Origin of the sequence: Rhizobium sp. 62_C5_N11_2, from assembly GCF_051811185.1 — a bacterium.
GTDB lineage: Bacteria > Pseudomonadota > Alphaproteobacteria > Rhizobiales > Rhizobiaceae > Rhizobium > Rhizobium leguminosarum.
This window is the reverse complement of record NZ_JBPWPW010000001.1, coordinates 3,172,223-3,197,973: the sequence shown is the minus strand read 5'-3', so window position 1 is coordinate 3,197,973 and position 25,751 is coordinate 3,172,223. Positions and strand designations below refer to the sequence as shown.

Genomic DNA, 25,751 nt, shown 5'->3' with positions numbered 1-25,751 from the left:
CTCTCACTTGGCACGGGCGCGGTAGACGGTGTCGAGCCAGACCGCCACGACAAGGACGGTGCCGACGACGACGCTCTGCAGCGGCGTATCGACATGCGCGAGCACCATGCCCGATTGCAGCGACTGCATGACGAGCGCGCCGAGCATGGCGCCGGCGATGGTGCCGGTGCCGCCTGCCAGCGACGTTCCGCCGATGACGGCGGCGGCGATGGTGTAGAGCTCGTCGAGCGTACCCTGCGAGTTCGTTGCGGCGTTGAGGCGGGCGGTGGAAATCGCGGCCGCGATAGCGGCCAAAATGCCCATCAGCGCGAAGATGCGCACGGTGACCCAGCGCGTCTTGATACCGGCGAGCTCGGCCGCTTCGGGGTTGCCGCCAATCGCAAAGACATAGCGACCGAAGCGCAGCCTTGTCGCGATGAAGGTCATGATGATGCCGACGACGATGGCGATCAACACCGGCACGGCGATGCCGTAGGGGATATCCAGGCCGGTTTCGGGCCAGGGAATGTTGTTGGTCTCGGCATATTTCTTGGCGATGTTGATCGGCCAGTAATAGCTGTTGGCGATCCAGACCGCGCCGAGGATGAGCACGCAGCTCAGGATGGCGAGGAAATATTCAGCCCACATCGGTCGGCGCGGGAAACCGAAGCGCCGGCGCTGCCGGCGTGAGCCGACGATGCTGGCGATCACGAAGAGGCAGGCGCCGATGCCGACGATCCAGCTCCAGGTGGCGCCGATCGAGCCCTCGGCGCCGCCGCCCATGATGCGGAAGGTCTGGTCCATCGGGGCAACCGTCTGGCCGCTGGTGACGAGCCAGGTGGCACCGCGCCAGACGAGCAGGCCGCCGAGCGTGACGATGAAGGAGGGAACGTTGAGGAAGGCGATGATAATGCCCTGGAAGGCGCCGATCAGGCAGCCTGCCGCCAATCCGACCAGCAGCGTGATCGCCCAGGTGAAGGGGCTGTCGAAGCCGATATATTCCGGCAGGATCTTGGCCTGCGTCACGCCCATGATCATGCCGCAGAGGCCGAGCACGGAACCGACCGACAGGTCGATGTTGCGGGTGACGATAATCAGCACCATGCCCGTCGTCATGACGGCGATGTCGGTCGTCTGGACCGAGAGGTTCCAGAGATTGCGCGGGGTCAGGAAGAGACCGCCGGTGATGATGTGGAAACCGATCCAGATGATGATCAGCGCGCCGATCATGCCGAGCAGACGCGTGTCGATCTCGGTGGCGCGGAAGAAGCGGGTCACCGGACTGGCTTCCGCCGCTCGCGGTCCGCTTGATGTTGTGGATTTTACCATTTCGGCCATGGGTTTGCCGTTCCCCCACTTTGTTTGGACGGACGCGCCGGCGTGCTAGAGGCTGCCATCGGCGTCATGCGTCTGTTCTTCAACTCACCATCGCGATGCTTCCGGAAACCGGTCGCGTGGCGTCGCGACACCGTTCCGGCAGGGAATGAAAACCCGCGATGGTGCGGCGAGGCGGAGAAAACTTCGTCGTTGGAATTCTCATCCGCATCCGGCGCCGCAACGGTGTTCCGCTGCGGCGCCGGCAATTTCAGTTTACAGCCCTTGGCTTACTTGCAGGCAGCGACGCTGTCTGCCTTGACGCCCTGGCACGCTTCAGCCTTGGAGATCCAGCCGGCGTCGATGACGACGTTCAGGTTTTCCTTGGTGATCGCAAGCGGCTTCAGGAAGACCGACTGCATTTCGACGCCCTTGGGGCCGCCCTTGAAAGCCTGGGCGCCGTCGATCTTGCTCATGTCCTTGCCGCCGGCGAGGTCGAGAGCGATTTCAGCGGCGCGCTTGCCGAGTTCGCGGCTGTCTTTCCAGACGGAAACCGTCTGCGTGCCGAGAGCGATGCGGTTGAGTGCTGCCTTGTCGCCGTCCTGGCCGGAAACCGGAACGGAGCCGGCGAGGCCCTGTGCGTCGAGAGCAGCGATCGCGCCGCCGGCGGTGCCGTCATTCGATGCGACGACGGCGTCAACCTTGTTGTTGTTGGCGGTCAGGAACTGCTCCATGTTGCGCTGAGCGTTCTCCGGCAGCCAGCCGTCCGTATAGGCCTCGCCGACATTCTTGATCTTGCCGGCGTCGATGGCGGCCTTCAGCACTTCCTGCTGACCCGAGAACAGGAAGTCAGCATTCGGATCTGAAGACGAGCCCTTGATGAAGACGTAATTGCCTTCCGGCTTGGCCTTGAAAACGCCCTCAGCCTGCAGGCGGCCGACTTCCTTGTTGTCGAAGGTAATGTAGAAGGCAGCCGGGTTTTCGATCAGGCGGTCATAGCCGACGACCGGGATGCCTTCAGCGGCGGCCTTTTCGATCGCCGGGCCGATTGCGTCGGAGTCCTGGGCGAGAATGATCAGCGCGTTGGCGCCCTGCGAGATCAGCGATTCGACGTCGGTAAGCTGCTTTGCGGCAGAAGACTGCGCGTCAGCGGAAATATACTTGGCGCCCTTGGCTTCGAGAGCCTTCTTGATGGCGGCTTCGTCCGTCTTCCAGCGTTCTTCCTGGAAATTCGACCAGGAAACACCGACGACGAGATCGGCAGCCATGGCAGCGGTATGCACGGAAACGAGGATGGCCGCACCGGCCATCAATTTCAAAATCGACTTCATAATGTCCTCCCGAGTGGATTGCGACCGGCCCAGCCCATGCTTCCTCCGGCCACCGCGAAAAGCTGTCGAGAAAGGTTCGGATTTTTTTTCTCGACAGTCGAGAAATTTAGTGTCAGAGATTTTTTCAACTGTCAACACTGCACTGCCGGCTTAATTTCCTTGCGAAACATCGGCTGGAGATGCAGTGGAAACCAAGGGTGGAGCAAGCAGGGAGAGAGGGCGGCGTTCATGCTGACCAAGTCGAGCACGGAGCTGGTCCGGCAGAGAAACAGCGTGCTCGTGCTGTCCGTGCTGCGTCGCCACGGTGCGCTCGCGCATACCGAAATATCCGATTTCACCGGGCTGTCATCGGCCACCATCTCGGCCATCACCACTGAGCTGGAAAAAGCCCAGATCATCGAAAAATCTGAACATCAGCCGGCAAGCGGCCGCGGCCGGCCGCGCGTGCTGCTGCGGCAGCGACGCGATTGCGGCTATCTCATCGTCGTCATCATCTCCTCGGATGCGGTGCAATATTCGCTGGTCGATTATGCCGGCAAGCTGATCGACCGCTTCAGCGAGGAACGTTCGCATGATCCTGCGGGTGCTGGCCGCTTCGTCGCGGCAGTGCGGGCCGGGCTTTTGCGTATTCTCGATCGCTCGAAGATCAGCCAAGAAAAGGTGCTGCTGATCTCGATCAGCAGCAAGGGGCTGGTCAATTCCACCGAACCGGTTCTCGTCTGGTCGCCGATTTTCGGCAGTGACCAGATCGATTTCGAATCGGCACTGCGGCCGGAATGGCAGGCCAAGGTGATCCTCGACAACGAGACGCTATTGGTCGCGGCAGCGCTCGGCGCGCGTGAAGAGATGGTGAAAGGCGCCGATTTCCGTTCGCTCGCCGCCCTTTCGCTCGGCCATAGCGTCGGGCTCGGCATCGTCAGGCGCGGAAACCAGACGGGCCAGGAGATATCGGCGCCGAATTTCGGGCACATGCTGCACATGGCCAATGGTGGGCTCTGCCGCTGCGGCACCCGCGGCTGCATCGAGGCCTATGCCGGTTTCTACGCGATCCTGCGCAGCGCCTTCGAGGTGCCGCTCGATACGATTCCGGCAAAGTTCGTGCCGGTGGCGGAACTGGACAAGATCGCCGCCAAGGCGCGCCAGGGCCACCGCGTCCCCGCCTTCGCCTTTCGCCAGGCAGGGCTGGCGCTCGGCAACGGGCTGTCGCGCATGCTGAGCCTGACGGAGCGCATGCCGATCGCCATCACCGGGCCGGGCACCCGCTATTACGACCTTCTTCGGCAGGGGATCGAAGAGGGTCTGGGGCAGTCGCATATCGTGCGCATGGAAGGCATGCCCGAGATCAGGGTGGTGGCCGACGAGCAGATCCTCGTCTTCGAAGGACATCTCAACCGGGCGCTGTCGGTGATCGACGAGGATATCGTGCTCTCGGGCGTGCAGGGATCGGCGGCCACTCAAGAGACGGATTGAGGGTTTCTTTCAACCGGCGTCTGGGGATCGCAGCAGCAACGGGCTAGTCTGTAGTATGCGACTTTGAGGGGGGCGCGACACAGCACGTTGCCTGATTGAATGTCTGCCAAACGCGAAATGGCCGGGCGGGTGCCCGGCCATCTCATGCATGGCTTCCGGTCGGGAGAGGGCCGTCAGCCGATCTTGATAAGCTTGCCTTCCTTAACGGACTGGACCGCGGCATCGGCGAGCGCGAGCGCTGCGAGACCATCGGCGCCCGAAGGCGAGATCTTGGAGCCCTTCTCGATCGCGGCGATGAAGGCTGCGATCTCGTTGGCATAAGCTTCGGTATAACGGGTCATGAAGAAGTCATGCAGCGGCGGGCGGGTGTAGCCTTCGCCGTTTGCGACTTCGATCGAGACCGGGCGCTGGTTTTCGGCCGAGACGAGGCCCTTGGAGCCGTGCGCCTCGATGCGCTGGTCGTAGCCATAGGTGGCGCGGCGGGAGTTGGAGATGATGGCCTGCTTGCCGGACTTGGTCTGCAGGATCACCGAAACGCTGTCATAGTCACCAGCTTCGCCGATCGCCTTGTCGACGAGAACTGCTGCGGTCGCGAAAACCGACACCGGCTCTTCGCCGAGCAGGAAGCGGGCCATGTCGAAGTCATGGATCGTCATGTCGCGGAAGATGCCGCCGGAACGCTTGATGTAATCGACCGGTGGGGCGCCGGGGTCACGCGAGGTGATCGTCACCATTTCGACATCGCCGATCTTGCCTTCGTCGATGACTTTGCGCACCGCCATGAAATGCGGGTCGAAGCGGCGGTTGAAGCCGACCATCAGCTTGGCGCCGGTCTCTTCCACCACCTTGATGCAGGCCTTGACGCGGGCGACGTCGAGATCGATCGGCTTTTCGCAGAAGATCGCCTTGCCGGCGCGGGCGAAGCGCTCGATCAGATCGGCATGCGTATCCGTCGGCGTGCAGATGACGACGGCGTCGATATCCTTGGCTGCCTCGATCGCCTCGATGGTGCGGACCTCGCAGCCATAGGCGGAGGCGATCGCTTCGGCGGCCTGCGGAAAGGCGTCGGCGACCGCGACGAGCGTCGCATTGGCGTCGCCGCTGACGGCCTTTGCATGGACCTTGCCGATGCGGCCGGCGCCGAGAAGACCAAATCTCACTGTCATTCTAACCTCCCTTGAATTCGGAACAAATAAACCGAATTGCCAATATTCTGGAATTTTCATTCCATCTTCTGTGGACCGCGTCAAGCCCGCGGATCTTTCACATTTGCAAGATTCGAACCAGAGCCTTTCATGGTCGGCCAGAGCCTTTGATGGTCGGATTGACGTATTCTGCCGGAGCAGATTTTGGTCAGGGCAGACCCGATCGCCTGTGATCCCGGCGAGAGATGCCCGGCCTTTCAGCCAAGAGAATGCTTTAATCTGGCCAGGAAAGTCTCTAGAGACAATCGCGGCACGGGCCGAAGGCAGTGCGACAAATGCGACCGCGGGGCAGGAATGAAACTCATCGATCCGAATCATCCGGCATATCGGCGCCTCTGGGTGCGGATTGCCATCGTTGCCGTTTGCTTCGGCTGGGCCGTGGTCGAACTTGTCACCGGCGATCCGTTCTGGGCGGTGCTGGCCGGCGGGGCAGGCGCCTATTCCTTCTATATGCTGTTCTGGACCTTCAATCCGCAGCCTCCGGCCATCGAGCCGCCCGTGCAGCCTGACGCCGAGGACGAGGACGAACCCGCTGTGACCGATGAAAAACCTTCGAAGGACGGGCAGGCGGAATAGTCAGCGGCTCAATCGCCGCAGCGCTTCGTCGATCAGCAGATTGGCCAGCATCATGCGCTTCGTCGCATTGTCACGGAAGGGCAATTCTACGCCATCGGGATGATTGGCGCGGGCGAAGGCGCGGCGCTTCTCGCGGAGCGTCAGTGGCGTATCGGCGGCGGAGATCGCCAGTTCGGCGGCAACCTCCTCCGGTGCCGTGCGGATGAGATGATCCGGCGTGACGGGCCCGGCTGGAGGCGCAGACGCCGGTTTCTCCACGACCCCAGCGGCGGCATCGAGATCCAGATTGTCGAAATAAGCCTGGCCGACGCGCTGCGACGCGACTGAGACGCCCTCCATGACATCGAAGGCAAGCCCGGTGCCGAGGCCGGACACGCGATGGGCGGCCGGCGCTTCGGCGTCTTCGGCCATCTCGTCTTCCGCCTTCAGCCGCTCGAGGACTGATTGAAATACCGACTGCCCGAACAGCATCCGCCTTCCTTGAGAGCATTTCCGTTTTTCTTCGAACCACGGAAATGCTCATCTCCTTGTTCACGCAATTCCGGACGCAAAACCGCTGCACACTTTTGCTGGAATTGCTCCAGGCGCATTAGAAGAGAGCAAGATGGCGCAGGGCTTGCGGCCGTCGTCAGCCGGCCTGCTTGCGGCTCTCCTCGAGGATGATGTCGTAGAGCAGCCTTGCGCTCGGCGGCAGCGCCCGCTCCCTCGCCGTGATCATGCTGTAGGGCTTGACATTGATGTCGAAATCGATCGGCAGCATGCATACGTCCGAGGCATTCGAGCCTTGGCTGGCAAGGAACTGGGCGACGTCGACGGCGACCGGAGCGATCGCGTCGGATTCGCAGATGATGGCGCAGGTCAGAAGCAGCGAGGAGGTGTTGACGATATTTTCCGGCAGCGCCACACCCTGCGACAGGAAAACGTCCTCGATCGTGCGGCGCAGCAGCGTGCCCGGCGGCTGGAACACCCAGTCATAATCCCTCACGTCGGAAAGGCTGCTGGTCTTTTGCTTCATGAGCGGATGGCAGCTGCGCACGATCAGGCAAGCCCGCTCGATGCCGATCTCCGTCACCTCGAACAGGCGCGGGTTGAGATCATCGGGAATGCGGCCGATGATGAAGTCATGGCGGGCGGCGAGCAGCTCGCGGGCAAGCACGTTGCTCGTCTCCACCTGGATGTTGATCTCGATGCCGGGATAGGCCTTGCGCACCTTGTTGATCGCCGGCACGACGAGGCTCATGGCCGGCGCCGTCACCGAGCCGATGAAGACCGAGCCGCCCTTGCCGCTTTTCAGTTCGCCGATCTCGCGGCTCGCCTCGCGCAGTTCCAAAAGGATCTTCCGGGCTCTCCGGGCAAGGGCTGCGCCGAAGGTCGTCAGCACCACGCCGCGGGCCACGCGCTCATAGAGCGATGTCTTGGTGATTGATTCCATTTCGGACAACATCCGCGATGCGGCGGGCTGCGAAATGTTCAGAACCTCCGCAGCTGCGGAAATCTGTCCGCTATCTTCGATTGCGACGATCATCCGCAGGTGATTCAACTTAAGTCCTGCACGCAAAAGGCTGTCATCGCCGAAATTATCGCTGTGGATATCGACGTGATCCATCGAAAATGGCTCAGAAATAACCGTCATGGTTGCAGCCTCCTCGCTGCGCTCCATCAAAAGTAATACTTTTTAACGATATACCAAAATTGTTATGCACGTTAGCACTTATTCTATTTGACAGTTATAGGAATCCATACCAGTTTGCCGCCGTGTGCTGGTTGGCACTCAACACGTGTGAGATCGTGGAGGAGACCTACTTCGTTTCTCACCATCTGAAGTAACTATCCAATACGGAACCTGCCACAGTTTCGGGGCGGGCGATTTTTCGTCCGCTGCTTATTAACAAGGGAGAGAGAAATGAAATCCATTATCTCATTGATGGCCGCGGCTGCCTTCGGCGTCGCTTCGTTCGTTGCACCGGCTCTGGCCGCGGATAAGGGCACTGTCGGTATTGCGATGCCGACCAAGGCTTCTGCCCGCTGGATCGACGACGGCAACAACATCGTCAAGCAGCTCCAGGCTGCCGGTTACGGCACTGACCTGCAGTATGGCGACGACGACATTCCGAACCAGCTTTCGCAGATCGAAAACATGGTCACCAAGGGTGCCAAGGTTCTCGTCATCGCTTCGATCGACGGCACGACGCTTTCTGACGTTCTCCAGAAGGCGCACGACGCCGGCATCAAGGTCATTGCTTATGACCGTCTGATCCGCGATTCGGGCAACGTCGACTACTACGCGACGTTCGACAACTTCCAGGTCGGCGTTCTGCAGGCTGGCTCCATCGTTGACGGCCTCGGCCTCAAGGATGGCAAGGGCCCGTTCAACATCGAACTGTTCGGCGGCTCGCCTGACGACAACAACGCCTTCTTCTTCTATGATGGCGCAATGTCCGTTCTGCAGCCCTACATCGACAGCGGCAAGCTCGTCGTGAAGTCCGGCCAGACCGGCATGGACAAGGTCGGCACGCTGCGTTGGGATCCGGCAACGGCCCAGGCCCGCATGGACAACCTGCTCTCGGCCAACTACACCGACGCCAAGGTCGATGCCGTTCTGTCGCCTTACGACGGTCTGTCCATCGGTATCATCTCCTCGCTGAAGGGCGTTGGTTACGGTACTGCGGCTCAGCCGCTGCCGATCGTCACCGGTCAGGACGCTGAAATCCCGTCGGTCAAGTCGATCATCGCTGGCGAACAGCACTCGACGATCTTCAAGGACACCCGCGAACTCGCCAAGGTCACCGTTGCCATGGTCGATGCCGTGATGTCGGGCAAGGAGCCTGAGGTCAACGACACGAAGACCTACGACAACGGCGTCAAGGTCGTCCCGTCCTATCTGCTGAAGCCGGTTGCCGTCGACAAGACCAACTACAAGCAGATCCTCGTCGACAGCGGTTACTACTCTGAAGACAAGCTGAAGTAATGAGAAGGACCGGAGCCCGCGCTTGCGGGTTCCGGTCTTCGATTTTATGATCGCCCGGCTGGTTGACGGCTGCAGGCGCTGGAACTTTGACTATGGACAATACAATCCTCGAAATGCGGAGCATCACCAAGACGTTCCCGGGCGTCAAGGCGCTGGAGAATGTGAACCTCAAGGTTCGCCAGGGTGAGATCCACGCATTGGTGGGCGAAAACGGGGCCGGCAAATCGACCCTGATGAAGGTGCTATCAGGCGTCTATCCCACTGGAAGCTATGAAGGCGACATCGTCTATGAAGGCGAGACGCGCAACTTCAAGGTCCTGAAGGACTCCGAAGAAATCGGCATCGTCATCATTCACCAGGAACTGGCGCTCGTGCCGTTGCTGTCGATCGGCGAAAACATCTTCCTTGGCAACGAGAATGCCAAGAGCGGCGTCATCAGCTGGGACGAGACATTCAACCGCACCAAGCAGCTGCTGAAGAAAGTGGGCCTGTCCGAATCTCCGAACACGCTGGTCACCGATATCGGCGTCGGCAAGCAGCAGCTCGTCGAGATCGCCAAGGCGCTGTCGAAGAGCGTCAAGCTGCTTATCCTCGACGAGCCCACAGCCTCGCTCAATGAACGTGATTCCGACGCTCTCCTCAACCTGCTGATCGAGTTCCGCAAGCAGGGCATCACTTCGATCATCATTTCCCACAAGCTGAACGAGATCCGCAAGGTCGCCGACCAGATCACGGTCCTGCGCGACGGGATGACCGTCAAGACGCTCGACTGTCATGCGGACGAGATCAGCGAAGACATCATCATCCGCAACATGGTCGGTCGCGATCTCGAGGACCGCTACCCGCCGCGTTCGGTGCCGATCGGCGAAACCATTCTCGAAGTGAAGAACTGGAACGCCTATCACCAGCAGCACCGCGACCGTCAGGTCCTGCACAATATCAACGTCACCGTCCGCAAGGGCGAAGTCGTCGGTATCGCTGGCTTGATGGGGGCAGGGCGCACCGAATTCGCCATGAGCCTCTTCGGCAAAGCCTATGGCCACAAGGTTTCGGGCGAGGCGCTGATGCACGGCAAGCCGGTCGACGTCAGCACCGTTCGCAAGGCGATCGATGCAGGTCTCGCCTACGTTACCGAAGACCGCAAGCAGCTCGGCCTCGTGCTCAACGACACGATCCTGCACAACACGACGCTCGTCAATTTGAAGGCGGTGTCGAATGCGTCGGTTATCGACAGCGTCAAGGAATCGAGGGTTGCGACCGACTATCGGTCGAAGTTGCGCATCCGCTCCTCCAGCATCTTCCAGGAGGCGGTCAATCTTTCCGGCGGCAACCAGCAGAAGGTGGTGCTGTCGAAGTGGCTGTTCTCGGATCCCGATATTTTGATCCTCGACGAGCCGACGCGCGGCATCGATGTTGGCGCAAAATACGAAATCTATACTATCATCAACCAGCTTGCCGCCGATGGAAAGGGCGTTCTGATGATCTCGTCGGAAATGCCCGAACTGCTCGGTACGTGTGACCGCATCTACGTGATGAACGAAGGACGCATCGTCGCGGAACTGCCGAAGGGAGAAGCAAGCCAGGAAACCATCATGCGCGCTATCATGCGCTCAGGGGAGAAGAAACAATGACGCCGATCAATCAACCCATCGCTGAGCAGGGGCGTGTCGTCTCCGTCGGAGACTACGTTCGCGGCAACATCCGCGAATACGGCATGTTTATCGCGCTCATCGCGATTATGGTGTTCTTCCAGTTCTCGACCGGTGGCGTTCTCTTCAGGCCGCTCAACCTGACCAACATCATTCTGCAGAACTCGTTCATCGTCATCATGGCGCTCGGCATGCTGCTGGTGATCGTTGCCGGCCATATCGACCTTTCGGTTGGTTCCGTCGTCGGCTTTATCGGCGCTATTGCCGGCGTCATGACGGTGCAATGGCACACCAATTATGTCCTGGCGGGTATCGTATGTCTCGCCATGGGCGCGCTTGTCGGCGGCATCCAGGGCTATTTCGTCGCTTATCACAAGATCCCGTCCTTCATCGTCACACTGGCCGGCATGCTGGTCTTCCGCGGCCTGACGCTGTTCGTGATGACGGCATCGGGGACCGGCACCAGCATCGGTCCTTTCCCGCCGGCTTTCCAGCTGATCAGCATCGGCTTCCTGCCGAACGCTTTCGATATGGGCGGCATCAACTCGACCTCGATCATTCTGACCGTTGTCGGCGCCGTAACCCTCTTCTATCTGGCATGGCGCAAGCGCCTGTCGAATGAAAAGCATGGCAATGACGTCGAGCCGCTGGGCTTTTTCCTCGTCCAGAACGCCCTCGTCACCCTCGCCATTCTGGCGCTCGGCTACCAGCTGTCGATCTATCGCGGCTTCCCGAATGTGCTGATGGTCATGCTCGTTCTGGTTGCTGCCTATGCCTTCATTACCCGCCGTACGACGATCGGCCGCCGCATCTACGCCATGGGCGGCAATGAGAAGGCGACGAAGCTTTCCGGTATCAACACCGAGCGACTGACCTTCCTGACGTTCGCAAACATGGGCCTGCTTGCCGGACTGGCCGGACTGATCGTTGCCCTGCGTCTCAACTCGGCGACGGCCAAGGGCGGCTTCGGTCTTGAACTCGACGTGATCGCGGCCTGCTTCATCGGCGGCGCATCCGCCCAGGGCGGCGTCGGCAAGGTGACCGGCGCTGTTATCGGCGCTCTGATCATGGGCATCATGAACAACGGCATGTCGATCCACGGTCTCGGCACCGACTCGCAGCAGATGGTCAAGGGTGCGGTGCTTCTCGCTGCCGTGTTCTTCGACGTTTACAATAAGAACAAGGGCTGAGCTTAGCTCGGCACCCGCATCGCAGTCATAAGAAACCTGAATTCCGGCTCCGCATGGAGCCGGAGAGGCGTAGCTGTGCCATCGCCAAAGGAAAAGGATGAGTAACGTGCTTATTTCACAGATCAAGGGTGCAAACGGAGAGATCATCGTCGCCGTGCGCGAGGCGGGCGGCGCTGCCAGGTCGATCAAGAATGCCGTCAGCGTCTATGCGCTGGCGATGGAAGCCGCAGATGGCGGCAAGTCGCTGGCCGCCGTCATCGAAGCGCATGGCTACGGCGATGGCGTTGATCTTGAGAAGGCCTATGCGGAAGGCCGCTTCCTGCCGCCGATCACCCATCCCGATGCCGCGCACCTGCATCTGACCGGCACCGGCCTGACGCATTTGGGATCGGCGGCAACACGCGATTCGATGCACAAGAAGACCACCGAAGCCGCTGAGGAAACCCTCACGGACTCGATGAAGATGTTCAAAATGGGCCTTGAGAACGGCAAGCCGAAGGCTGGCGAAAAGGGCGTCCAGCCCGAATGGTTCTACAAGGGCAACGGCTATGGCGCCGCTGCCCCCGGCGCGCCGCTCATCTCGCCCTCCTTCGCGCTCGACGGCGGCGAAGAGCCTGAAATGGCTGGCATTTACGTGATCGCCAAGGACGGCACGCCGTTCCGCATCGGCTTTGCACTGTCGAACGAGTTTTCGGACCACGTCACCGAGCGGATCAACTATCTCTTTCTGGCCCACTCGAAACTGCGCCCGGCTGCCTATGGTCCGGAAATCCGCGTCGGCGCGGCGCCGGACGATATTCGCGGCACCTCGCGCATCAAGCGCGGCGACAAGGTGATTTTCGAAAAGCCGTTCCTGTCCGGCGAGGCGAACATGTCGCACACCTTCGCCAATCTGGAATATCACCACTTCAAATACGGCCTCTTCCGTGTCCCGGGCGATGTTCACGTCCATATGTTCGGCACGGCGACCCTTTCCTTTGCCGATGGCGTCAAGACGGAAGAGGGCGATGTCTTCGAGATCGAAGTCGCCGAATTCGGCCTTTCGCTCCGTAATCCGCTCAAGGTTGCCGCCGAGGAAGAGATCGCCGTCAGGCAGCTCTGAATTCCAGACCTGGCCGCATCGGCGGCCGGATCTTTGCTCGTAAACGGTAAAGGAGGCTTGTTAAGCCCATGACCATTTATCAAAATCTGATCGCCGGCGAATGGGTCGGCTCGAACGCGACGAAGAACATCAATCCGTCGGATACGAATGAGGTCGTCGGCCTCTATGCCGACGGCAGCGCTGATGACACGAGAAACGCCATTGCTGCCGCCAAGGCCGCTTTCCCGGCCTGGTCGCGCTCGGGCATCTGGGAGCGCCACGTCATCCTGAAGAAGGCCGGCGACGAGATCATGGCGCGCAAGGACGAGCTCGGGGCGTTGCTTGCCCGCGAAGAAGGCAAGACCCTGCCGGAAGCCACCGGTGAGGTTATCCGCGCTTCGCAGATTTTCGAATTCTTCGCCGGCGAGGCGCTGAGGCTCGCCGGCGAGGTCCTGCCGTCGGTTCGTCCGAATATCGGCATCGAGATCACCCGCGAGGCTCTCGGCGTCATCGGCATCATCACGCCGTGGAATTTCCCGATCGCCATTCCCGCCTGGAAGATCGCGCCGGCGCTCTGCTACGGCAACACCATCGTCTTCAAGCCGGCCGAACTGGTGCCCGCCTGTTCGTGGGCGATCGTCGATATCCTGCATCGCGCCGGCCTGCCGAAGGGCGTGCTGAACCTCGTCATGGGCAAGGGCTCGGTCGTCGGCCAGGCCATGCTCGAAAGCCCCGACGTTCACGGCATCACCTTCACCGGTTCCACCGGCACCGGCAGGCGCGTCGCCGCTGCTTCGATCGAGCATAACCGCAAGTTCCAGTTGGAAATGGGCGGCAAGAACCCGATGGTCGTGCTCGACGATGCCGATCTCAACGTCGCCGTCGAGGCAGCCGCCAATTCCGGCTTCTTCTCTACAGGCCAGCGCTGCACCGCGTCATCGCGCCTCATCGTCACCGAGGGCATCCACGACAAGTTCGTGGCGGCGCTGACCGACAAGCTGAAGACGCTCGTCGTCGACAACGCCTTGAAGGCCGGCACCCATATCGGCCCCGTCGTCGATGAGCGGCAGCTGAAGACCGATACCGACTATATCGAGATCGGTAGAAAAGAAGGCGCGAAACTCGCCTTCGGCGGCGAAGTGATCTCCCGCGAAACGCCCGGCTTCTATCTGCAGCCGACGCTGTTCACCGAAGCGACCAACCAGATGCGGATCTCGCGCGAGGAGATCTTCGGGCCTGTTGTGTCGGTGATCCGGGTCAAGGATTACGACGAGGCGCTGGCGACGGCCAACGACACGCCGTTCGGGCTCTCTGCCGGCATCGCGACGACGAGCCTGAAACATGCGACGCATTTCAAGCGCAATTCCGAGGCCGGCATGGTGATGGTCAACCTGCCGACCGCCGGCGTCGATTTCCACGTTCCCTTCGGCGGCCGCAAGGGCTCGTCCTACGGCCCGCGCGAGCAGGGCAAGTACGCCGCCGAATTCTACACAACCGTCAAGACCGCCTACACGCTGGCTTGAGAAAAATGCGATGAACCGGGCCGTACGAGGCGGTCCGGCGATATCCCGAAGGATAGAGACGATGAAAAAGAAAGCGGAATGGCCGCGCAAGCTGAGGTCGCAGGAATGGTACGGCGGTACGAGCCGCGACGTGATCTATCACCGCGGCTGGCTTAAGAACCAGGGTTATCCGCACGACCTGTTCGACGGCCGGCCGGTGATCGGCATCCTCAACACCTGGTCGGATATGACCCCGTGCAACGGTCATCTCAGAGAGCTGGCTGAAAAGGTGAAGGCGGGCGTATGGGAGGCCGGCGGCTTCCCGCTTGAGGTGCCGGTGTTCTCGGCATCCGAAAACACCTTCCGCCCGACGGCGATGATGTACCGCAATCTTGCCGCGCTCGCGGTGGAAGAGGCGATCCGCGGCCAGCCGATGGATGGCTGCGTATTGTTGGTCGGCTGCGACAAGACCACGCCGTCGCTTATCATGGGGGCGGCTTCCTGCGACCTGCCTTCGATCGTCGTCACTGGCGGGCCGATGCTGAACGGCTATTTCCGCGGCGAACGGGTCGGCTCGGGCACGCATCTGTGGAAGTTTTCCGAAATGGTGAAGGCCGGCGAGATGACGCAGGCGGAATTCCTCGAGGCGGAAGCCTCGATGAGCCGTTCGTCGGGCACCTGCAACACCATGGGCACGGCCTCCACCATGGCTTCCATGGCCGAGGCGCTCGGCATGGCGCTCTCCGGCAACGCCGCGATCCCGGGCGTTGATTCCCGCCGCAAGGTCATGGCGCAGCTCACCGGCCGGCGTATCGTGCAGATGGTCAAGGACGACCTGAAGCCCTCCGAGATCATGACGAAGCAAGCCTTCGAGAATGCCATCCGCACCAACGCGGCCATCGGCGGATCGACCAATGCCGTCATCCACCTGCTCGCCATCGCCGGCCGTGTCGGCATCGATCTTTCGCTTGACGACTGGGATCGCTGTGGCCGTGACGTCCCGACCATCGTCAACCTGATGCCGTCGGGCAAGTACCTGATGGAGGAGTTCTTCTATGCCGGCGGCCTGCCGGTGGTACTGAAGCGCCTCGGGGAGGCGGGCCTCCTGCACAAGGATGCGCTGACGGTATCTGGCGAAACCGTCTGGGACGAGGTCAAGGACGTCGTCAACTGGAACGAAGACGTTATCCTGCCGGCCGAAAAGGCGCTGACAGCTTCGGGCGGCATCGTCGTGCTGCGCGGCAATCTCGCGCCGAAGGGCGCGGTGTTGAAGCCTTCAGCGGCTTCGCCGCATCTGCTGGTGCACCGGGGCAGGGCTGTTGTCTTCGAGGATATCGACGACTACAAGGCCAAGATCAACGATGATAACCTCGACATCGACGAAACCTGCATCATGGTCATGAAGAACTGTGGGCCGAAGGGCTATCCCGGGATGGCCGAGGTCGGCAATATGGGGCTGCCGCCGAAGGTGCTCAAGAAGGGCATCCTCGACATGGTGCGCATTTCCGACGCCCGCATGTCCGGAACGGCCTACGGTACCGTCGTGCTGCACACCTCCCCGGAAGCGGCGGTTGGAGGGCCGCTCGCGGTTGTGAAAAACGGCGACATGATCGAGCTTGATGTGCCGAACCGTCGTCTGCATCTCGACATTTCCGAGGAGGAACTGGCGCGGCGGCTCGCCGAGTGGCAGCCGAACCATGATCTGCCGACATCCGGCTATGCCTTCCTGCATCAGCAGCATGTCGAGGGGGCTGATACCGGCGCCGACCTCGACTTCCTCAAGGGATGTCGCGGAAACGCGGTCGGCAAGGACAGCCACTAGTCGGGTTACCCAAGATATGGAAAAAGCGGGGCATCACCCCGCTTTTTTCTTGTCCGCCGGTTTTTCCAGGCTAACGGCAATCAGCCGTTCGACATGGCCATGCTGGGATCCTTGTCGAGGCTATGTTCGAAGAGTGCGCGGATCGCCGGCCATTTGTCTTTGCGGTCGGCTCAACTCTGGCTCTGGCTTTGCATCTGTCCGCCGTCCTCGACCTTCACGGTAACCGACAGCGTTTCGCCCGGCGTGCCGATGCGCATGCCTGAAATCGGCGCGGCGTCGCGATAGCAGAGGCCGGAGGCGACTCTGATGTAGCGCGCGTCCGGGCAAATCTCGTTCGCGGGATCGAACCCGACCCAGCCGAGGCCGGGAATATGGGCCTCGGCCCATGCATGGGTCGCAGCCTGTTCGATCTTTTCCTCCATCATCAAATAACCGGAGATGTAACGCGCCGGTACCTGCAAGGCGCGGGCGGCGGCAATGAAAATATGCGCATGGTCCTGGCAGACGCCGCTCTTCTTCTCTAACGCCTGTTCGGCGGTCGTCTCGGTGTTGCTGGTGCCGGGCTTGTAGTCGACCGTTTCGTGGATTGCGGCCATCAGCGCGTGCATGCGGGCAAGCTCGTTATCGCCACCGACGCCCTTGATCAGTTCCTTGACCAACTTGCCGCCCTTGGTCAGCGGCGTGTCGCGCAGGAAGAGCCAAAGCGGGCAGAAGCCGGTATGCGGGCCGGTGACGCCGTTATTGTCCTCCGTCTCGACCTCGCCTTCGGCGAGAATACGCGTCACATCCTGCTCGCCTTCCAGCGAGACCAGATTGACGTGATTGCCGTACTGGTCGTCATATTCCACTTCGGGGGTGGCGCCCTCGACGTTCAGCGCCCAGCCGAGCACTTTCTGAGCGGGGCTCGTCGGCGGCGTCAGCCGCAGCCTTTGCAGCGAGAACTGCGTCGGTCCGTCGTAGCGGTATTCGGTGAGGTGGCTGATCTTCAGTCTCATGTTGTTATCCGCTTATACATAGAACCGATAGCCGTCGGAAATTTCCGCGCCGAGCTTGTTATTGCGCGAGACGAAATCCTCCAGGAATTCGTGCAGGCCCTGATCCATGATATCCCGGATCGCTCTCGTCTGCAGTGTCTTGCGGATCGCATCCGCGGTATCGTGGGCAGGGAGCCGCTCCTCGTAATCCTGGGCGAGATAGCCGAGATTGCTGACGATCTTCTCGTAGCAATAGGCAAGCGAGCGCGGCATCTGGACATTGAGGGTCAGGAAGTCGGCGATGTTCATCGCCCGGTATTCGCCGTCATAGGCCCAGCTATAGGCGCGGTGGGCGGAGACCGAGCGCAGGATCGATTCCCACTGCACATTGTCGAGAGAGGAGCCGACGGCCGAGACCGAGGGTAGCAGCACGTAGTATTTCACGTCGAGGATGCGGCTGGTATTGTCGGCCCGCTCGATGAAGGTGCCGATGCGGGCAAAATTATAGAGCTCGTTGCGCAGTGTCGAGCCATGGAAGGCACCGCGGATGAGGCCCGCCCGGCGCTTGATGACATCGATCACCTCTGGCATTTCGGCCGCCTTGACGCGCTTTTCGAGCAGCGACTTCAAGTCGATCCAGCATTCGTTGGTGGCTTCCCAGGTCTCCCGCGTCAGCGCGGTGCGCACCATGCGGGCATTGTTGCGGCCGGACTCGATGCAGGACATGACGCTCGATGGATTGGCGCGATCGCGCAGCAGATAGTCGATCGCGTCGGCATTCGTCAGCTTCGTGTGGCCCTCGTCATATGCCTCGCGCACCCCAGCGCTTTGCAGCACGCCATCCCAATTGTCATCGCCTGCGCTGCTGCGGGTGAGCGACATGCGCAGCCCAGCATCGACGAGGCGGGCGATATTTTCGGCGCGCTCGATGTAACGGAACATCCAGTATAGGCCGTTTGCGGTTCTTCCGAGCATCAGTCCTCCAATACCCAGGTGTCTTTGGTGCCGCCGCCCTGGCTGGAATTGACCACCAGCGAGCCCTGCTTCAGCGCCACGCGGGTGAGACCACCCGGAATGATCTGAACCTTGTCGGATACAAGCACATAGGGGCGAAGGTCGACATGGCGCGGCGCGATGCCCTTGTTGACGAGGATCGGCACAGTGGAGAGCGACAGCGTCGGCTGAGCGATGTAATTGTTCGGCTTGGCCTTCAGCTTCTCGGCGAAATCGGCGCGCTCCTTCTTCGATGCCGTCGGGCCGACCAGCATGCCGTAGCCGCCGGAGCCGTGCACCTCCTTGACCACCAGCTCTTCCAGATGCTCCAGCACATATTTCAGGCTATCGGCTTCCGAACAGCGCCAGGTCGGCACGTTTTCGAGCAGCGCCTTGCGGCCGGTATAGAATTCGACGATCTCGGGCATATAGGAGTAGATCGCCTTATCGTCGCAAATGCCGGTGCCCGGCGCATTGGCGATGGTGATGTTTCCGGAGCGGTAGACATCCATGATGCCGGGAATGCCGAGCGCGGAATCGGCCCGGAAAGTCAGGGGATCGAGGAAGTCGTCGTCGACGCGGCGGTAGAGCACGTCGATCGCTTCGTAACCGCGTGTCGTCCTCATCTTCACCTTGCCGTCGATGACGCGCAGATCCGAGCCTTCGACCAGTTCGACGCCCATCATGTCGGCGAGGAAGGAATGCTCGTAATAGGCGGAGTTGTAAATGCCCGGCGTCAGCACGGCGACGCGCGGCTTGCCCTTGCAGCCAGGAGGGGCGAGCGAGGCGAGGCTCTGACGCAGCAGATAGGGGTAATCCTCGACACGCTGCACCTTGTTCTCATGAAAGAGTTCAGGGAACATCTGCATCATGGTTTCCCGGTTTTCCAGCATGTAGCTGACACCGGAGGGCGTGCGGGCATTATCCTCCAGCACGTAAAACTGGTCCTCTCCGGTGCGCACGATGTCGGTGCCGACGATGTGCGTGTAAACGCCGCCGGGCGGCCGGAAACCGATCATTTCGGGGATGAAGGTGACGTTGTTCTCGATCAGCTCACGCGGAACGCGGCCGGCGCGGATGATCTCCTGCTTATGGTAGATATCGTCCAGAAAGGCGTTAAGCGCGATCACCCGCTGCTCGATGCCTTGGGCGAGCTTGCGCCATTCGCGGGCGGAGATGATGCGGGGAATGATGTCGAAGGGGATGAGCTTTTCGGAACTGTCGGCGTGGCCGTAGACCGCGAACGTGATGCCGGTCTTCCGGAAGATGTTTTCCGCATCGCGGGACTTGGATATCAGATGCGCCCGGTCTTGGCTGTTGTACCACTCGAAGTATTTTTCATAAGGCGCGCGAGGACTTTCGTCCCCGGTAATCATTTCATCAAATGCCAAAGGCTCGGCTCCCCTTTTTGTTCATTTGAATACAACGCAAATGGCAATGCAAGAACCATGCGCAGTTCGAGGAAAAGATTTTGCGCTGCGGGAAACGGGTGAAAATCTGGGCATTTAAGGTGATGCGGTGCGGCATGGCGGATAATCAATCGCAAGGGCTGCGCAAAATCTGAGCATGTGACCGTTTTTCGTTCGGCCAGGGCGATCGAATATGGTCATGTGCGCGAGGCTCGGCGCCCTCCGTGGCAACCGCCATCGGGTCGTTGCATCAGCGAAATTTCAAATAAGCATCAACGCTTCGCTTTTGACTGCAGCCGCCGGGTGGGGCTATCAGCACGGCGAACCCTTCTCTCCCGAGCCATGCCCCATGTCTCTCGATCGCCTTGCCCCCGCCGTTTTCGTCCTGCTCTGGTCCACGGGCTGGGTAGTGGCGAAATACGCCTCGCTGCATTCAGAGCCCTTCACCTTTCTTTCGATACGCTATGCGCTGTCGGCGGCGGCATTCCTGGCGCTCTGCCTGGTGGTGCGGGCGCAATGGCCCAGCCGGGCGGCGACGCTGCGCGCCGTCTATTCCGGCTTCTTCCTGCATGGTTTCTATCTCGCCGGTCTCTGGTGGGCGATCGCCAATGGCGTGCCGGCCGGCATATCGGGCATCATCGCGGCGCTGCAGCCGTTGCTGACGGCGATGGCAGCTCCCTTCCTCATCGGCGAGCGGCTGCAGCAGGCACAGAAACTCGGTCTTGCCCTCGGCTTCATCGGCATTGCCATCGCCATTTCGCCGAAGCTGCTCGATCCGGCGACCGCCGATCTCACGCATGCCGCCCCGCCGCTAGCGATCAACCTGGTCGCCATGGCGTCCGTCACCTACGGCACGCTCTATCAGAAGAAGCACCTGCAATCCGGCGACCTCAGAACCATCGCGACCTTGCAATATGTCGGAGCACTGATCCTCACCCTGCCGCTTTCGCTGATCTTCGAGCATCAGCATTTCGACGGCGCCGCACAGGCCTATGGCGCGCTTGCCTGGTCGGTCTTCGGCCTGTCGATGGGCGGCGTCGGGCTGCTGCTTCATCTGATCCGTCGGGGCCAGGTGTCACGCGCCGCCTCGCTGATCTACCTGATGCCGCCAGCGGTCGCTCTCGAAGCCTTCATCGCCTTCGGAGAACCGCTGACCCTGCCGTTGATCGTCGGCACCGTAGTGGTCGTGACAGGCGTCTATCTCACCAACCGCAAGGCGTTCAGCGAGCATAGGCCTGCGGAGGCTTAGAGCGCCGTGCGTCCTTTCGGACGGGCAAAGGACTCTCTAACTCTTTGAATCTACGCATCGTGCTTTCCGAAAATCGATTCCGATTTCGGGCCGATGCGCTGGATAACAAAAAGGCCGGAGATATCCCCGGCCTTTTTGCTTTTCGATCGTTCAATTATCAGGCGCGTTCGCGGCGCTGGCCGCCGCCGTTGCGGGAGCCGGAGCCACCGCGACGGTTGCCGCCGTTGCCATCCCGGCGCGGTTCGCCGGCCTGGGCCTGCTGCGGGCCGCGGTCCTCGCCGTGCTTGCGGGCCGGACGGCCGTGGGCGTGACGGCTGTTGCCGCGGTGATGACCGCTCGGTTCACCATTGGCATGGGCGCCGTGATGGGCCGGACGCTGTGGCTTTGCAGAGGAGCGGAAATCGGAGGTCGAGGCCAGATCGTTGTCGGGGCCGAGATCCGGGGTCGCTTCACCGCGGCGCTGACCGCGGAAATCCTCGCTGCGGCTGGTCGGGCGCTCCGGACGCGGACGACGCTCGTCGCCGCCGGCGCGGACTTCGCTGCCTTCACCTTCGCGGCGCGGGCGGCGTTCCTGACGGTTGCCGCGATGCTCCGAACGGTTCTGGTCGCCACGGCCTTCGCCACGACCCTGACCTTCGCGACCCTGGCCGCCATTACGGCTGCGGTTGTTGCCATTGCCGTTGGCACGGCGGGGTCCGCCGCTGATGTTGGCCGGCGGTTCGCCGCTTGCGACAGCGATGTCGATGCCCATCAGGCGCTCGATATCACGCAGCAGCTTGGCTTCGTCGGGAGCGCAGAAAGCGATGGCGATACCGTCGCGGCCGGCGCGCGCCGTGCGGCCGATGCGATGGACATAGGCGTCAGGCACCTCAGGCAGGTCGTAGTTGTAGACATGGCTGACAGCAGGGATGTCAATGCCGCGGGCGGCGACGTCGGTGGCAATCAGCGTCTTGATGCTGCCGTCGCGGAAGGCCTTCAGCGCCCGCTCGCGCTGGCCCTGGCTCTTGTTGCCGTGGATCGAGGCGACGGAATAGCCGATATTCTCGAGATGCTTCATCAGCTTCTCCGCACCGTGCTTGGTGCGCAGGAAGACCATGGCGCGGCCGTCAGGGTTTTCGGTCAGCGACTTGCGGAGCAGTTCCGTCTTGTCGTTCTTGCCGCCGACGAAATGGACGTACTGTTCGACCTTGTCGGCAGCCTTGCCCGGGGGCGTGACTTCGACCTTGACGGGATCGACGAGATATTCGCCGGCGAGATCAGCGATCGCCTTCGGCATGGTGGCTGAGAAGAGCATGGTCTGGCGCTTTTTCGGCACCATCTTGGCGATCTTGCGCAGATCATGCACGAAGCCGAGGTCGAGCATCTGGTCGGCTTCGTCGAGCACGAGATAGCGGACCGTGGTCAGCGTGATCGCGCGGCGATTGACGAGGTCGAGCAGGCGGCCCGGCGTGGCGACGAGGATGTCGGTGCCCTTTTCGAGCTGAAGCTGCTGCTTGTTGATCGAGACGCCGCCGACGACGACGTTGATGCGCAGCGACGACTTGCGGATGAACTTCTTCAGGCTCTCGGCGATCTGGTTCACCAGTTCGCGGGTTGGCGCCAGGATCAGCGTGCGCGTCGTGCGGTTGTCGGGACGCCGCTCGTCGGCGAGCAGCTTTTCAATCAGCGGCAGGCCGAAAGCGGCGGTTTTGCCGGTGCCGGTCTGGGCAAGGCCGATCAGGTCGCGGCCTTCGAGGAGGAGGGGAATGGCATGTTCCTGGATGGGCGTCGGCGTCTCGATGCCGAGCTGGAACAAAGTAGCGACGATCGGCTTGGAGACACCAAGCGATTCAAAATTAGTCAAGGTATAACCTTTCGGGGCGCCACAATGACTATCGCCGGAACGCACCATGCGATCCGGTTTCATTCTGGCGTCAAGAACCCCGCGTGAAGTGGGAACTTGTGAGTTGGAAAAAGCTTTCCAGCGCTTCTGGCCGCTCATGGGAGTGCGGCGCTCTATCGAAATGCGCTTTTGTCCCTTCTTCCTGCGTCTGTATTTTTCAGCAGGGGCACGCTCACGCGGCGGCCGGAAGGGTGAAAGCTGACCCGCATTTGGGCTAGTTCGCGTGGAAAGTCAAGTGCAGGGCACAAGAAAGCCTCAAGCCGGGTCAGGGGAGGGCATGACGAGGACGAAGCTTTGCGATGCGGTCTCAACGCCGTTGACGAGGATGGCGATGCGATGTTCGCCTGGATAATAGCGTCGCGTCGTGATTGGCCGCATGGCGTGGCGGCGCCCAATTGTATGGCTTTGCCCCGGAGCGAGCATTATTGCCTTGCACTTGAAGACCTTGGGTGAGAGCGAACCGTCGCTCTTCACATGGTGAATGGCGTAGTCGATCATCAGCGACTGCGCTCGCTCGCCGGCGTTTGTTACCAGGATTTCGAAATCCAGCCCTTCGCCGAACATCACCTCAGCATTCCGGAGCCGCAGTTCGCATTCGAGCGAAGCGGCCGCGGCGAAGCCGAAATTGGCGAGCGCCTGCGCGTGGCCTTTCTTCAGAAGCGTGCGCGAGGCGTGTTTCAGCAGCCAGCGACGTTCGGATGAAGCGCCGTCGATATGACTGGCGATGAAGGCGGCGACCAGGTCCGGGTGGTCCTTGGCGACGTCGTTCAGGCTGTTGGCCACGGAGCGGCGCACATAATCTTCCGGATCATCCATCAGCGCGGTCAGGATAGGCAGGATCGGCGCTGGATTCTTCACGAGCTGCGGCAGACGCATCGCCCAAGGCAGGCGCGGCCGCGTTCCTTCGCTCGCCAGCCGTCGCACATGCTGATCGGGATCGTCGACCCAGCCTGAAATGATGGCCAGCGCGCGCTGCTGGTCGCGGTGGATAAAGGGGCGGATGCCGTATTCGGCTGTGAAATGTGGCGTCAGCGCCTTCAGGAGAGCAAGACCGAGATCGAAGTGATCGGGGCCGCGTGCGGCGATGAACTGATTGACCGGCAGCAGCATCCAGCCGGAGAGCCCCGGCCTGCCGGCGGCGGGCAGGCTCGCCTTGAGCATGGCTGCGGCCTCTCGGAAATCACCGGGAAGTGTTGCAAACAGTGCGTCGCGGATCAGGGCCGAGCGCTCCATCAGCTCCAACGCGGTGAGGCCCTCGGTCGCCAGCGTCACGAAGCGGCTTTTATCGAAAGTCGGCGCGTTGCCGGCAATGCGATCGGCCATATCGCCGACCAATGCCTCATGCAGCAGGTTCTTGAGCGGTTCCGGCATGCTGGTCCTCCTACTTATCTGGCGGCCGCGAACGTTAAGTTCGGGTAGAGCCGTTTAGCGACGGCGCGCCTCATGGCGATAGCCAGATCGTCGTGGAAGATTTCCAGCGCTTTGCTCGCCTCCTTTGGTGCGAGCCAACCGTCAGCAAGACGCCAGCGGCGGAAGAACAGCCAGTCAAGTTCGGCCCGGCGTAGGAACTCCAAACCTCTTCTTGCCTGTTCAGGAGTGTCGGGTGGGCCTATAGAGGCGTTCGGCCCATACTTAGCGCGCGTCTCCTCTGCAGCTGACGCACTTCGCTTCACTGCGGCCGTAACATCCGTGTTGGTGATGGTGACAAGCTTGTCCATTTCGGCGCGGATATCAGCTGGTATCGTAGCGAGCGCTTGCTCGACGGCATCAGAGAAACGGGGATCGGAGTTGAAATCCATTTCCCATTCCTCTGGCCAGTCTCGCCAGAAGACGGTTTCAGCAATCTCGGTCCAACGGCCTTCGGTCAGTAACCCCAATGCCCGAAGGACCGTCAAAACCTCGGATGTTGCGAACGCGGGACCAAGACCGTTAGCAGCAGCGATGTTCGGTGGAGGCGGAGGTGGTGCGCCTATCCGGTAAATGCCCCAGTCACCCGTCGCTAGAGGCACACTGCCGTCAGGCAAGCGATAAAATAGCAACCTCTGCTGTGCCGCCAGTCGAAGCACTGAGACGCATAGGTCGTCCCAACGCGGCAACTCGTCAGGTAGTCGGGCATTCTTACGCGGGATCGTACCTCTGCTGGTTTCATCAGCCTGACCAAGCGCCACCAGAGCTTCGCAACCGATCTGATAGGCCGTTAGGAACATATGGTCCCATCCGTCTTCCTCATCGTTGCGAGGGAGGTTTCGGGATAGGAAATCGACGACGTCGGCCGCCCAACCGGCAGCCGGGATGTTCGCGGCCATTCCGTCTCTGCCCCTCTGCATGCTTAACGTCCGGCTGAATGCTTGAAATGCGATCGATAGCGAAAGCAAGATGCATGAACGCTACGAGCGGATTACTAGCTGGCTTTTGCGATATTTGACAGAGCGACGAACAAATTGCCAATCGAGGATTTAGCGCGGAATTGTTGCTCTGGCATTGTGGAGCTAAGGCGTTTTATCGAATTGAGTGATGTCGCGTGCATTGCGTTACCGGCATTGATGCCGAAGCTCATCGTTGCTTTGCCCCGGCGCCGCCGGAGGTCAAGCGGCGCCGGATGCGGTTTTCCTATTCCGGGCAGACTTTGACGCGGTAGGGCTCGCCCCAGCGATCGTGCCGCCATTCGATATGGCAATATGACGGCCGATAGTAAGTCCGGTAAACGGGGTAGGGGCGGTAAGCGGGATAAGCGGGATAGACCGGGTAGGCGGGACGGGCGGCCTCCGACAGCAGGGCGCCGCCAACGACGCCGGCGGCAAGGCCGCCCCAGAAGGCATCGCGTGGACGGGCATCGGCGGTGGTGGCGGTGGCGAGCGAGGCGCCGGCGAAGGTCAGGGCGATCAGGCCCGTCGCCATGGTCTTATGAAAAACGGACATGGTATTTTCCTTTCATGGGCATGGCTTCCATAAAGCCATGCCGAGACTCGGCCCGGATCGCGGCGGCGCAATGGCCGCGCAAGCGGCTCCGGCATTAAATTTTCGTCATGATTTCAAGGGATCCCGACGTCGAAAGAATTATTGCGGGCGTTCTTTCAGTCTCGTGCAAGCCGGGGCTGGTAATCTCGAATTATCTTCAGCTTGGTGAGCCGCCTCGTAAAATTCCGCTGTCGAAATT

Annotated in this window: 22 protein-coding genes; 10 read left to right on the top strand and 12 right to left on the bottom strand. The window is 61.1% G+C overall.

All coding sequences use genetic code 11. The features are described from left to right. Positions 1-3 precede the first annotated feature (3 nt). Both AB8B31_RS16010 and xylF read right to left on the bottom strand, forming a co-directional pair. Positions 4-1,317 (bottom strand): sugar ABC transporter permease, encoded by a 1,314-nt coding sequence (locus AB8B31_RS16010; RefSeq protein ID WP_028733329.1) that lies wholly within the window; start codon positions 1,315-1,317, stop codon positions 4-6. 266 nt (positions 1,318-1,583) lie between these two features. Further along, entirely contained in the window at positions 1,584-2,624 is a 1,041-nt protein-coding gene (gene xylF / locus AB8B31_RS16005) for a D-xylose ABC transporter substrate-binding protein (protein WP_018073829.1), read from the bottom strand. A 228-nt stretch (positions 2,625-2,852) separates the two neighbouring features. On the opposite strand from xylF, the gene AB8B31_RS16000 reads away from it, so the two are divergent. Then, positions 2,853-4,094, top strand: a complete 1,242-nt coding sequence (locus tag AB8B31_RS16000; protein ID WP_028733330.1) for an ROK family transcriptional regulator — start codon at positions 2,853-2,855, stop codon at positions 4,092-4,094. 173 nt (positions 4,095-4,267) lie between these two features. Here AB8B31_RS16000 and iolG read toward each other — a convergent pair whose 3' ends face one another. Further along, entirely contained in the window at positions 4,268-5,260 is a 993-nt protein-coding gene (gene iolG, locus AB8B31_RS15995; RefSeq protein WP_018243177.1) for an inositol 2-dehydrogenase, read from the bottom strand. Positions 5,261-5,593: 333 nt separating this feature from the next. On the opposite strand from iolG, the gene AB8B31_RS15990 reads away from it, so the two are divergent. Next, complete coding sequence (locus tag AB8B31_RS15990) at positions 5,594-5,875, top strand: hypothetical protein (RefSeq protein ID WP_028733331.1); 282 nt, start codon at positions 5,594-5,596, stop codon at positions 5,873-5,875. Here the strand turns inward: AB8B31_RS15990 and AB8B31_RS15985 are convergent, their stop codons facing one another. After that, complete coding sequence (locus tag AB8B31_RS15985; RefSeq protein WP_028733332.1) at positions 5,876-6,346, bottom strand: hypothetical protein; 471 nt, start codon at positions 6,344-6,346, stop codon at positions 5,876-5,878. It abuts the gene before it with no gap. A gap of 157 nt (positions 6,347-6,503) precedes the next feature. After that, a complete protein-coding gene (locus AB8B31_RS15980) occupies positions 6,504-7,508 on the bottom strand; it encodes a LysR family transcriptional regulator (protein ID WP_028733333.1) in 1,005 nt (334 codons plus the stop codon). Positions 7,509-7,778: 270 nt separating this feature from the next. Here AB8B31_RS15980 and chvE point away from each other — a divergent pair, with 270 nt between their 5' ends. The 6 genes from chvE to araD all read left to right on the top strand — a co-directional run bounded on the left by chvE (position 7,779) and on the right by araD (position 16,087). Beyond that, a complete protein-coding gene (gene chvE, locus AB8B31_RS15975) occupies positions 7,779-8,843 on the top strand; it encodes a multiple monosaccharide ABC transporter substrate-binding protein (RefSeq protein WP_003561803.1) in 1,065 nt (354 codons plus the stop codon). A gap of 92 nt (positions 8,844-8,935) precedes the next feature. Continuing rightward, positions 8,936-10,474, top strand: a complete 1,539-nt coding sequence (gene mmsA / locus AB8B31_RS15970) for a multiple monosaccharide ABC transporter ATP-binding protein (RefSeq protein WP_018243173.1) — start codon at positions 8,936-8,938, stop codon at positions 10,472-10,474. Further along, the gene (gene mmsB / locus AB8B31_RS15965) at positions 10,471-11,682 is read left to right on the top strand and encodes a multiple monosaccharide ABC transporter permease (protein WP_018243172.1); all 1,212 of its coding nucleotides are present in this window, start codon (positions 10,471-10,473) and stop codon (positions 11,680-11,682) included. Before mmsA ends, mmsB begins: the two co-directional genes overlap by 4 nt. Before the next feature lie 106 nt (positions 11,683-11,788). Continuing rightward, positions 11,789-12,784, top strand: a complete 996-nt coding sequence (gene araD1 / locus AB8B31_RS15960) for an AraD1 family protein (protein ID WP_028733334.1) — start codon at positions 11,789-11,791, stop codon at positions 12,782-12,784. Between the two features lie 68 nt (positions 12,785-12,852). Beyond that, positions 12,853-14,286 (top strand): aldehyde dehydrogenase family protein, encoded by a 1,434-nt coding sequence (locus AB8B31_RS15955; protein WP_028733335.1) that lies wholly within the window; start codon positions 12,853-12,855, stop codon positions 14,284-14,286. 61 nt (positions 14,287-14,347) lie between these two features. Beyond that, positions 14,348-16,087, top strand: coding sequence for an L-arabinonate dehydratase (gene araD, locus AB8B31_RS15950; protein ID WP_018243169.1), 1,740 nt, complete (start codon positions 14,348-14,350; stop codon positions 16,085-16,087). Positions 16,088-16,257: 170 nt separating this feature from the next. On the opposite strand, the gene AB8B31_RS15945 is transcribed toward araD, so the two are convergent. The 3 genes from AB8B31_RS15945 to AB8B31_RS15935 are packed head-to-tail and all read right to left on the bottom strand — an operon-like array spanning position 16,258 to position 19,445. Continuing rightward, positions 16,258-17,082, bottom strand: a complete 825-nt coding sequence (locus AB8B31_RS15945; RefSeq protein WP_018243168.1) for a transglutaminase family protein — start codon at positions 17,080-17,082, stop codon at positions 16,258-16,260. A 12-nt stretch (positions 17,083-17,094) separates the two neighbouring features. Continuing rightward, the gene (locus tag AB8B31_RS15940) at positions 17,095-18,036 is read right to left on the bottom strand and encodes an alpha-E domain-containing protein (protein WP_018446778.1); all 942 of its coding nucleotides are present in this window, start codon (positions 18,034-18,036) and stop codon (positions 17,095-17,097) included. Continuing rightward, positions 18,036-19,445 carry a circularly permuted type 2 ATP-grasp protein gene (locus AB8B31_RS15935; RefSeq protein ID WP_018446777.1) on the bottom strand — a complete coding sequence of 470 codons (1,410 nt, stop codon included), beginning with the start codon at positions 19,443-19,445 and terminating at the stop codon, positions 18,036-18,038. The genes AB8B31_RS15940 and AB8B31_RS15935 overlap by 1 nt, the downstream gene beginning before the upstream one ends. Before the next feature lie 367 nt (positions 19,446-19,812). Between AB8B31_RS15935 and AB8B31_RS15930 the strand changes: the two genes are divergently transcribed. Beyond that, positions 19,813-20,712, top strand: coding sequence for a DMT family transporter (locus AB8B31_RS15930; RefSeq protein WP_028733336.1), 900 nt, complete (start codon positions 19,813-19,815; stop codon positions 20,710-20,712). A gap of 157 nt (positions 20,713-20,869) precedes the next feature. Here AB8B31_RS15930 and AB8B31_RS15925 read toward each other — a convergent pair whose 3' ends face one another. The 4 genes from AB8B31_RS15925 to AB8B31_RS15910 all read right to left on the bottom strand — a co-directional run bounded on the left by AB8B31_RS15925 (position 20,870) and on the right by AB8B31_RS15910 (position 25,513). Continuing rightward, a complete protein-coding gene (locus AB8B31_RS15925; RefSeq protein ID WP_028733337.1) occupies positions 20,870-22,603 on the bottom strand; it encodes a DEAD/DEAH box helicase in 1,734 nt (577 codons plus the stop codon). 246 nt (positions 22,604-22,849) lie between these two features. Next, positions 22,850-23,965, bottom strand: coding sequence for a DNA alkylation repair protein (locus tag AB8B31_RS15920; RefSeq protein ID WP_018243163.1), 1,116 nt, complete (start codon positions 23,963-23,965; stop codon positions 22,850-22,852). A 14-nt stretch (positions 23,966-23,979) separates the two neighbouring features. Then, on the bottom strand, positions 23,980-24,900 hold the full coding sequence (locus tag AB8B31_RS15915; protein WP_028733338.1) for a hypothetical protein: 921 nt from the start codon (positions 24,898-24,900) through the stop codon (positions 23,980-23,982). A 304-nt stretch (positions 24,901-25,204) separates the two neighbouring features. Further along, complete coding sequence (locus tag AB8B31_RS15910) at positions 25,205-25,513, bottom strand: hypothetical protein (RefSeq protein ID WP_028733339.1); 309 nt, start codon at positions 25,511-25,513, stop codon at positions 25,205-25,207. Here AB8B31_RS15910 and AB8B31_RS15905 point away from each other — a divergent pair. After that, a complete protein-coding gene (locus AB8B31_RS15905) occupies positions 25,512-25,721 on the top strand; it encodes a hypothetical protein (RefSeq protein WP_157213766.1) in 210 nt (69 codons plus the stop codon). The two genes, AB8B31_RS15910 and AB8B31_RS15905, sit on opposite strands and share 2 nt — an antisense overlap. Positions 25,722-25,751 lie beyond the last annotated feature (30 nt).

Bases quoted from the DNA above. Each gene is read 5' to 3' on its own strand.
- AB8B31_RS16010 (WP_028733329.1), bottom strand. From the start codon at position 1,317: ATGGCCGAAATGGTAAAATCCACAACATCAAGCGGACCGCGAGCGGCG.
- xylF (WP_018073829.1), bottom strand. From the start codon at position 2,624: ATGAAGTCGATTTTGAAATTGATGGCCGGTGCGGCCATCCTCGTTTCC.
- AB8B31_RS16000 (WP_028733330.1), top strand. From the start codon at position 2,853: ATGCTGACCAAGTCGAGCACGGAGCTGGTCCGGCAGAGAAACAGCGTG.
- iolG (WP_018243177.1), bottom strand. From the start codon at position 5,260: ATGACAGTGAGATTTGGTCTTCTCGGCGCCGGCCGCATCGGCAAGGTC.
- AB8B31_RS15990 (WP_028733331.1), top strand. From the start codon at position 5,594: ATGAAACTCATCGATCCGAATCATCCGGCATATCGGCGCCTCTGGGTG.
- AB8B31_RS15985 (WP_028733332.1), bottom strand. From the start codon at position 6,346: ATGCTGTTCGGGCAGTCGGTATTTCAATCAGTCCTCGAGCGGCTGAAG.
- AB8B31_RS15980 (WP_028733333.1), bottom strand. From the start codon at position 7,508: ATGACGGTTATTTCTGAGCCATTTTCGATGGATCACGTCGATATCCAC.
- chvE (WP_003561803.1), top strand. From the start codon at position 7,779: ATGAAATCCATTATCTCATTGATGGCCGCGGCTGCCTTCGGCGTCGCT.
- mmsA (WP_018243173.1), top strand. From the start codon at position 8,936: ATGGACAATACAATCCTCGAAATGCGGAGCATCACCAAGACGTTCCCG.
- mmsB (WP_018243172.1), top strand. From the start codon at position 10,471: ATGACGCCGATCAATCAACCCATCGCTGAGCAGGGGCGTGTCGTCTCC.
- AB8B31_RS15955 (WP_028733335.1), top strand. From the start codon at position 12,853: ATGACCATTTATCAAAATCTGATCGCCGGCGAATGGGTCGGCTCGAAC.
- araD (WP_018243169.1), top strand. From the start codon at position 14,348: ATGAAAAAGAAAGCGGAATGGCCGCGCAAGCTGAGGTCGCAGGAATGG.
- AB8B31_RS15945 (WP_018243168.1), bottom strand. From the start codon at position 17,082: ATGAGACTGAAGATCAGCCACCTCACCGAATACCGCTACGACGGACCG.
- AB8B31_RS15940 (WP_018446778.1), bottom strand. From the start codon at position 18,036: ATGCTCGGAAGAACCGCAAACGGCCTATACTGGATGTTCCGTTACATC.
- AB8B31_RS15930 (WP_028733336.1), top strand. From the start codon at position 19,813: ATGTCTCTCGATCGCCTTGCCCCCGCCGTTTTCGTCCTGCTCTGGTCC.
- AB8B31_RS15925 (WP_028733337.1), bottom strand. From the start codon at position 22,603: ATGGTGCGTTCCGGCGATAGTCATTGTGGCGCCCCGAAAGGTTATACC.
- AB8B31_RS15920 (WP_018243163.1), bottom strand. From the start codon at position 23,965: ATGCCGGAACCGCTCAAGAACCTGCTGCATGAGGCATTGGTCGGCGAT.
- AB8B31_RS15915 (WP_028733338.1), bottom strand. From the start codon at position 24,900: ATGGCCGCGAACATCCCGGCTGCCGGTTGGGCGGCCGACGTCGTCGAT.
- AB8B31_RS15905 (WP_157213766.1), top strand. From the start codon at position 25,512: ATGGTATTTTCCTTTCATGGGCATGGCTTCCATAAAGCCATGCCGAGA.
- AB8B31_RS15910 (WP_028733339.1), bottom strand. From the start codon at position 25,513: ATGTCCGTTTTTCATAAGACCATGGCGACGGGCCTGATCGCCCTGACC.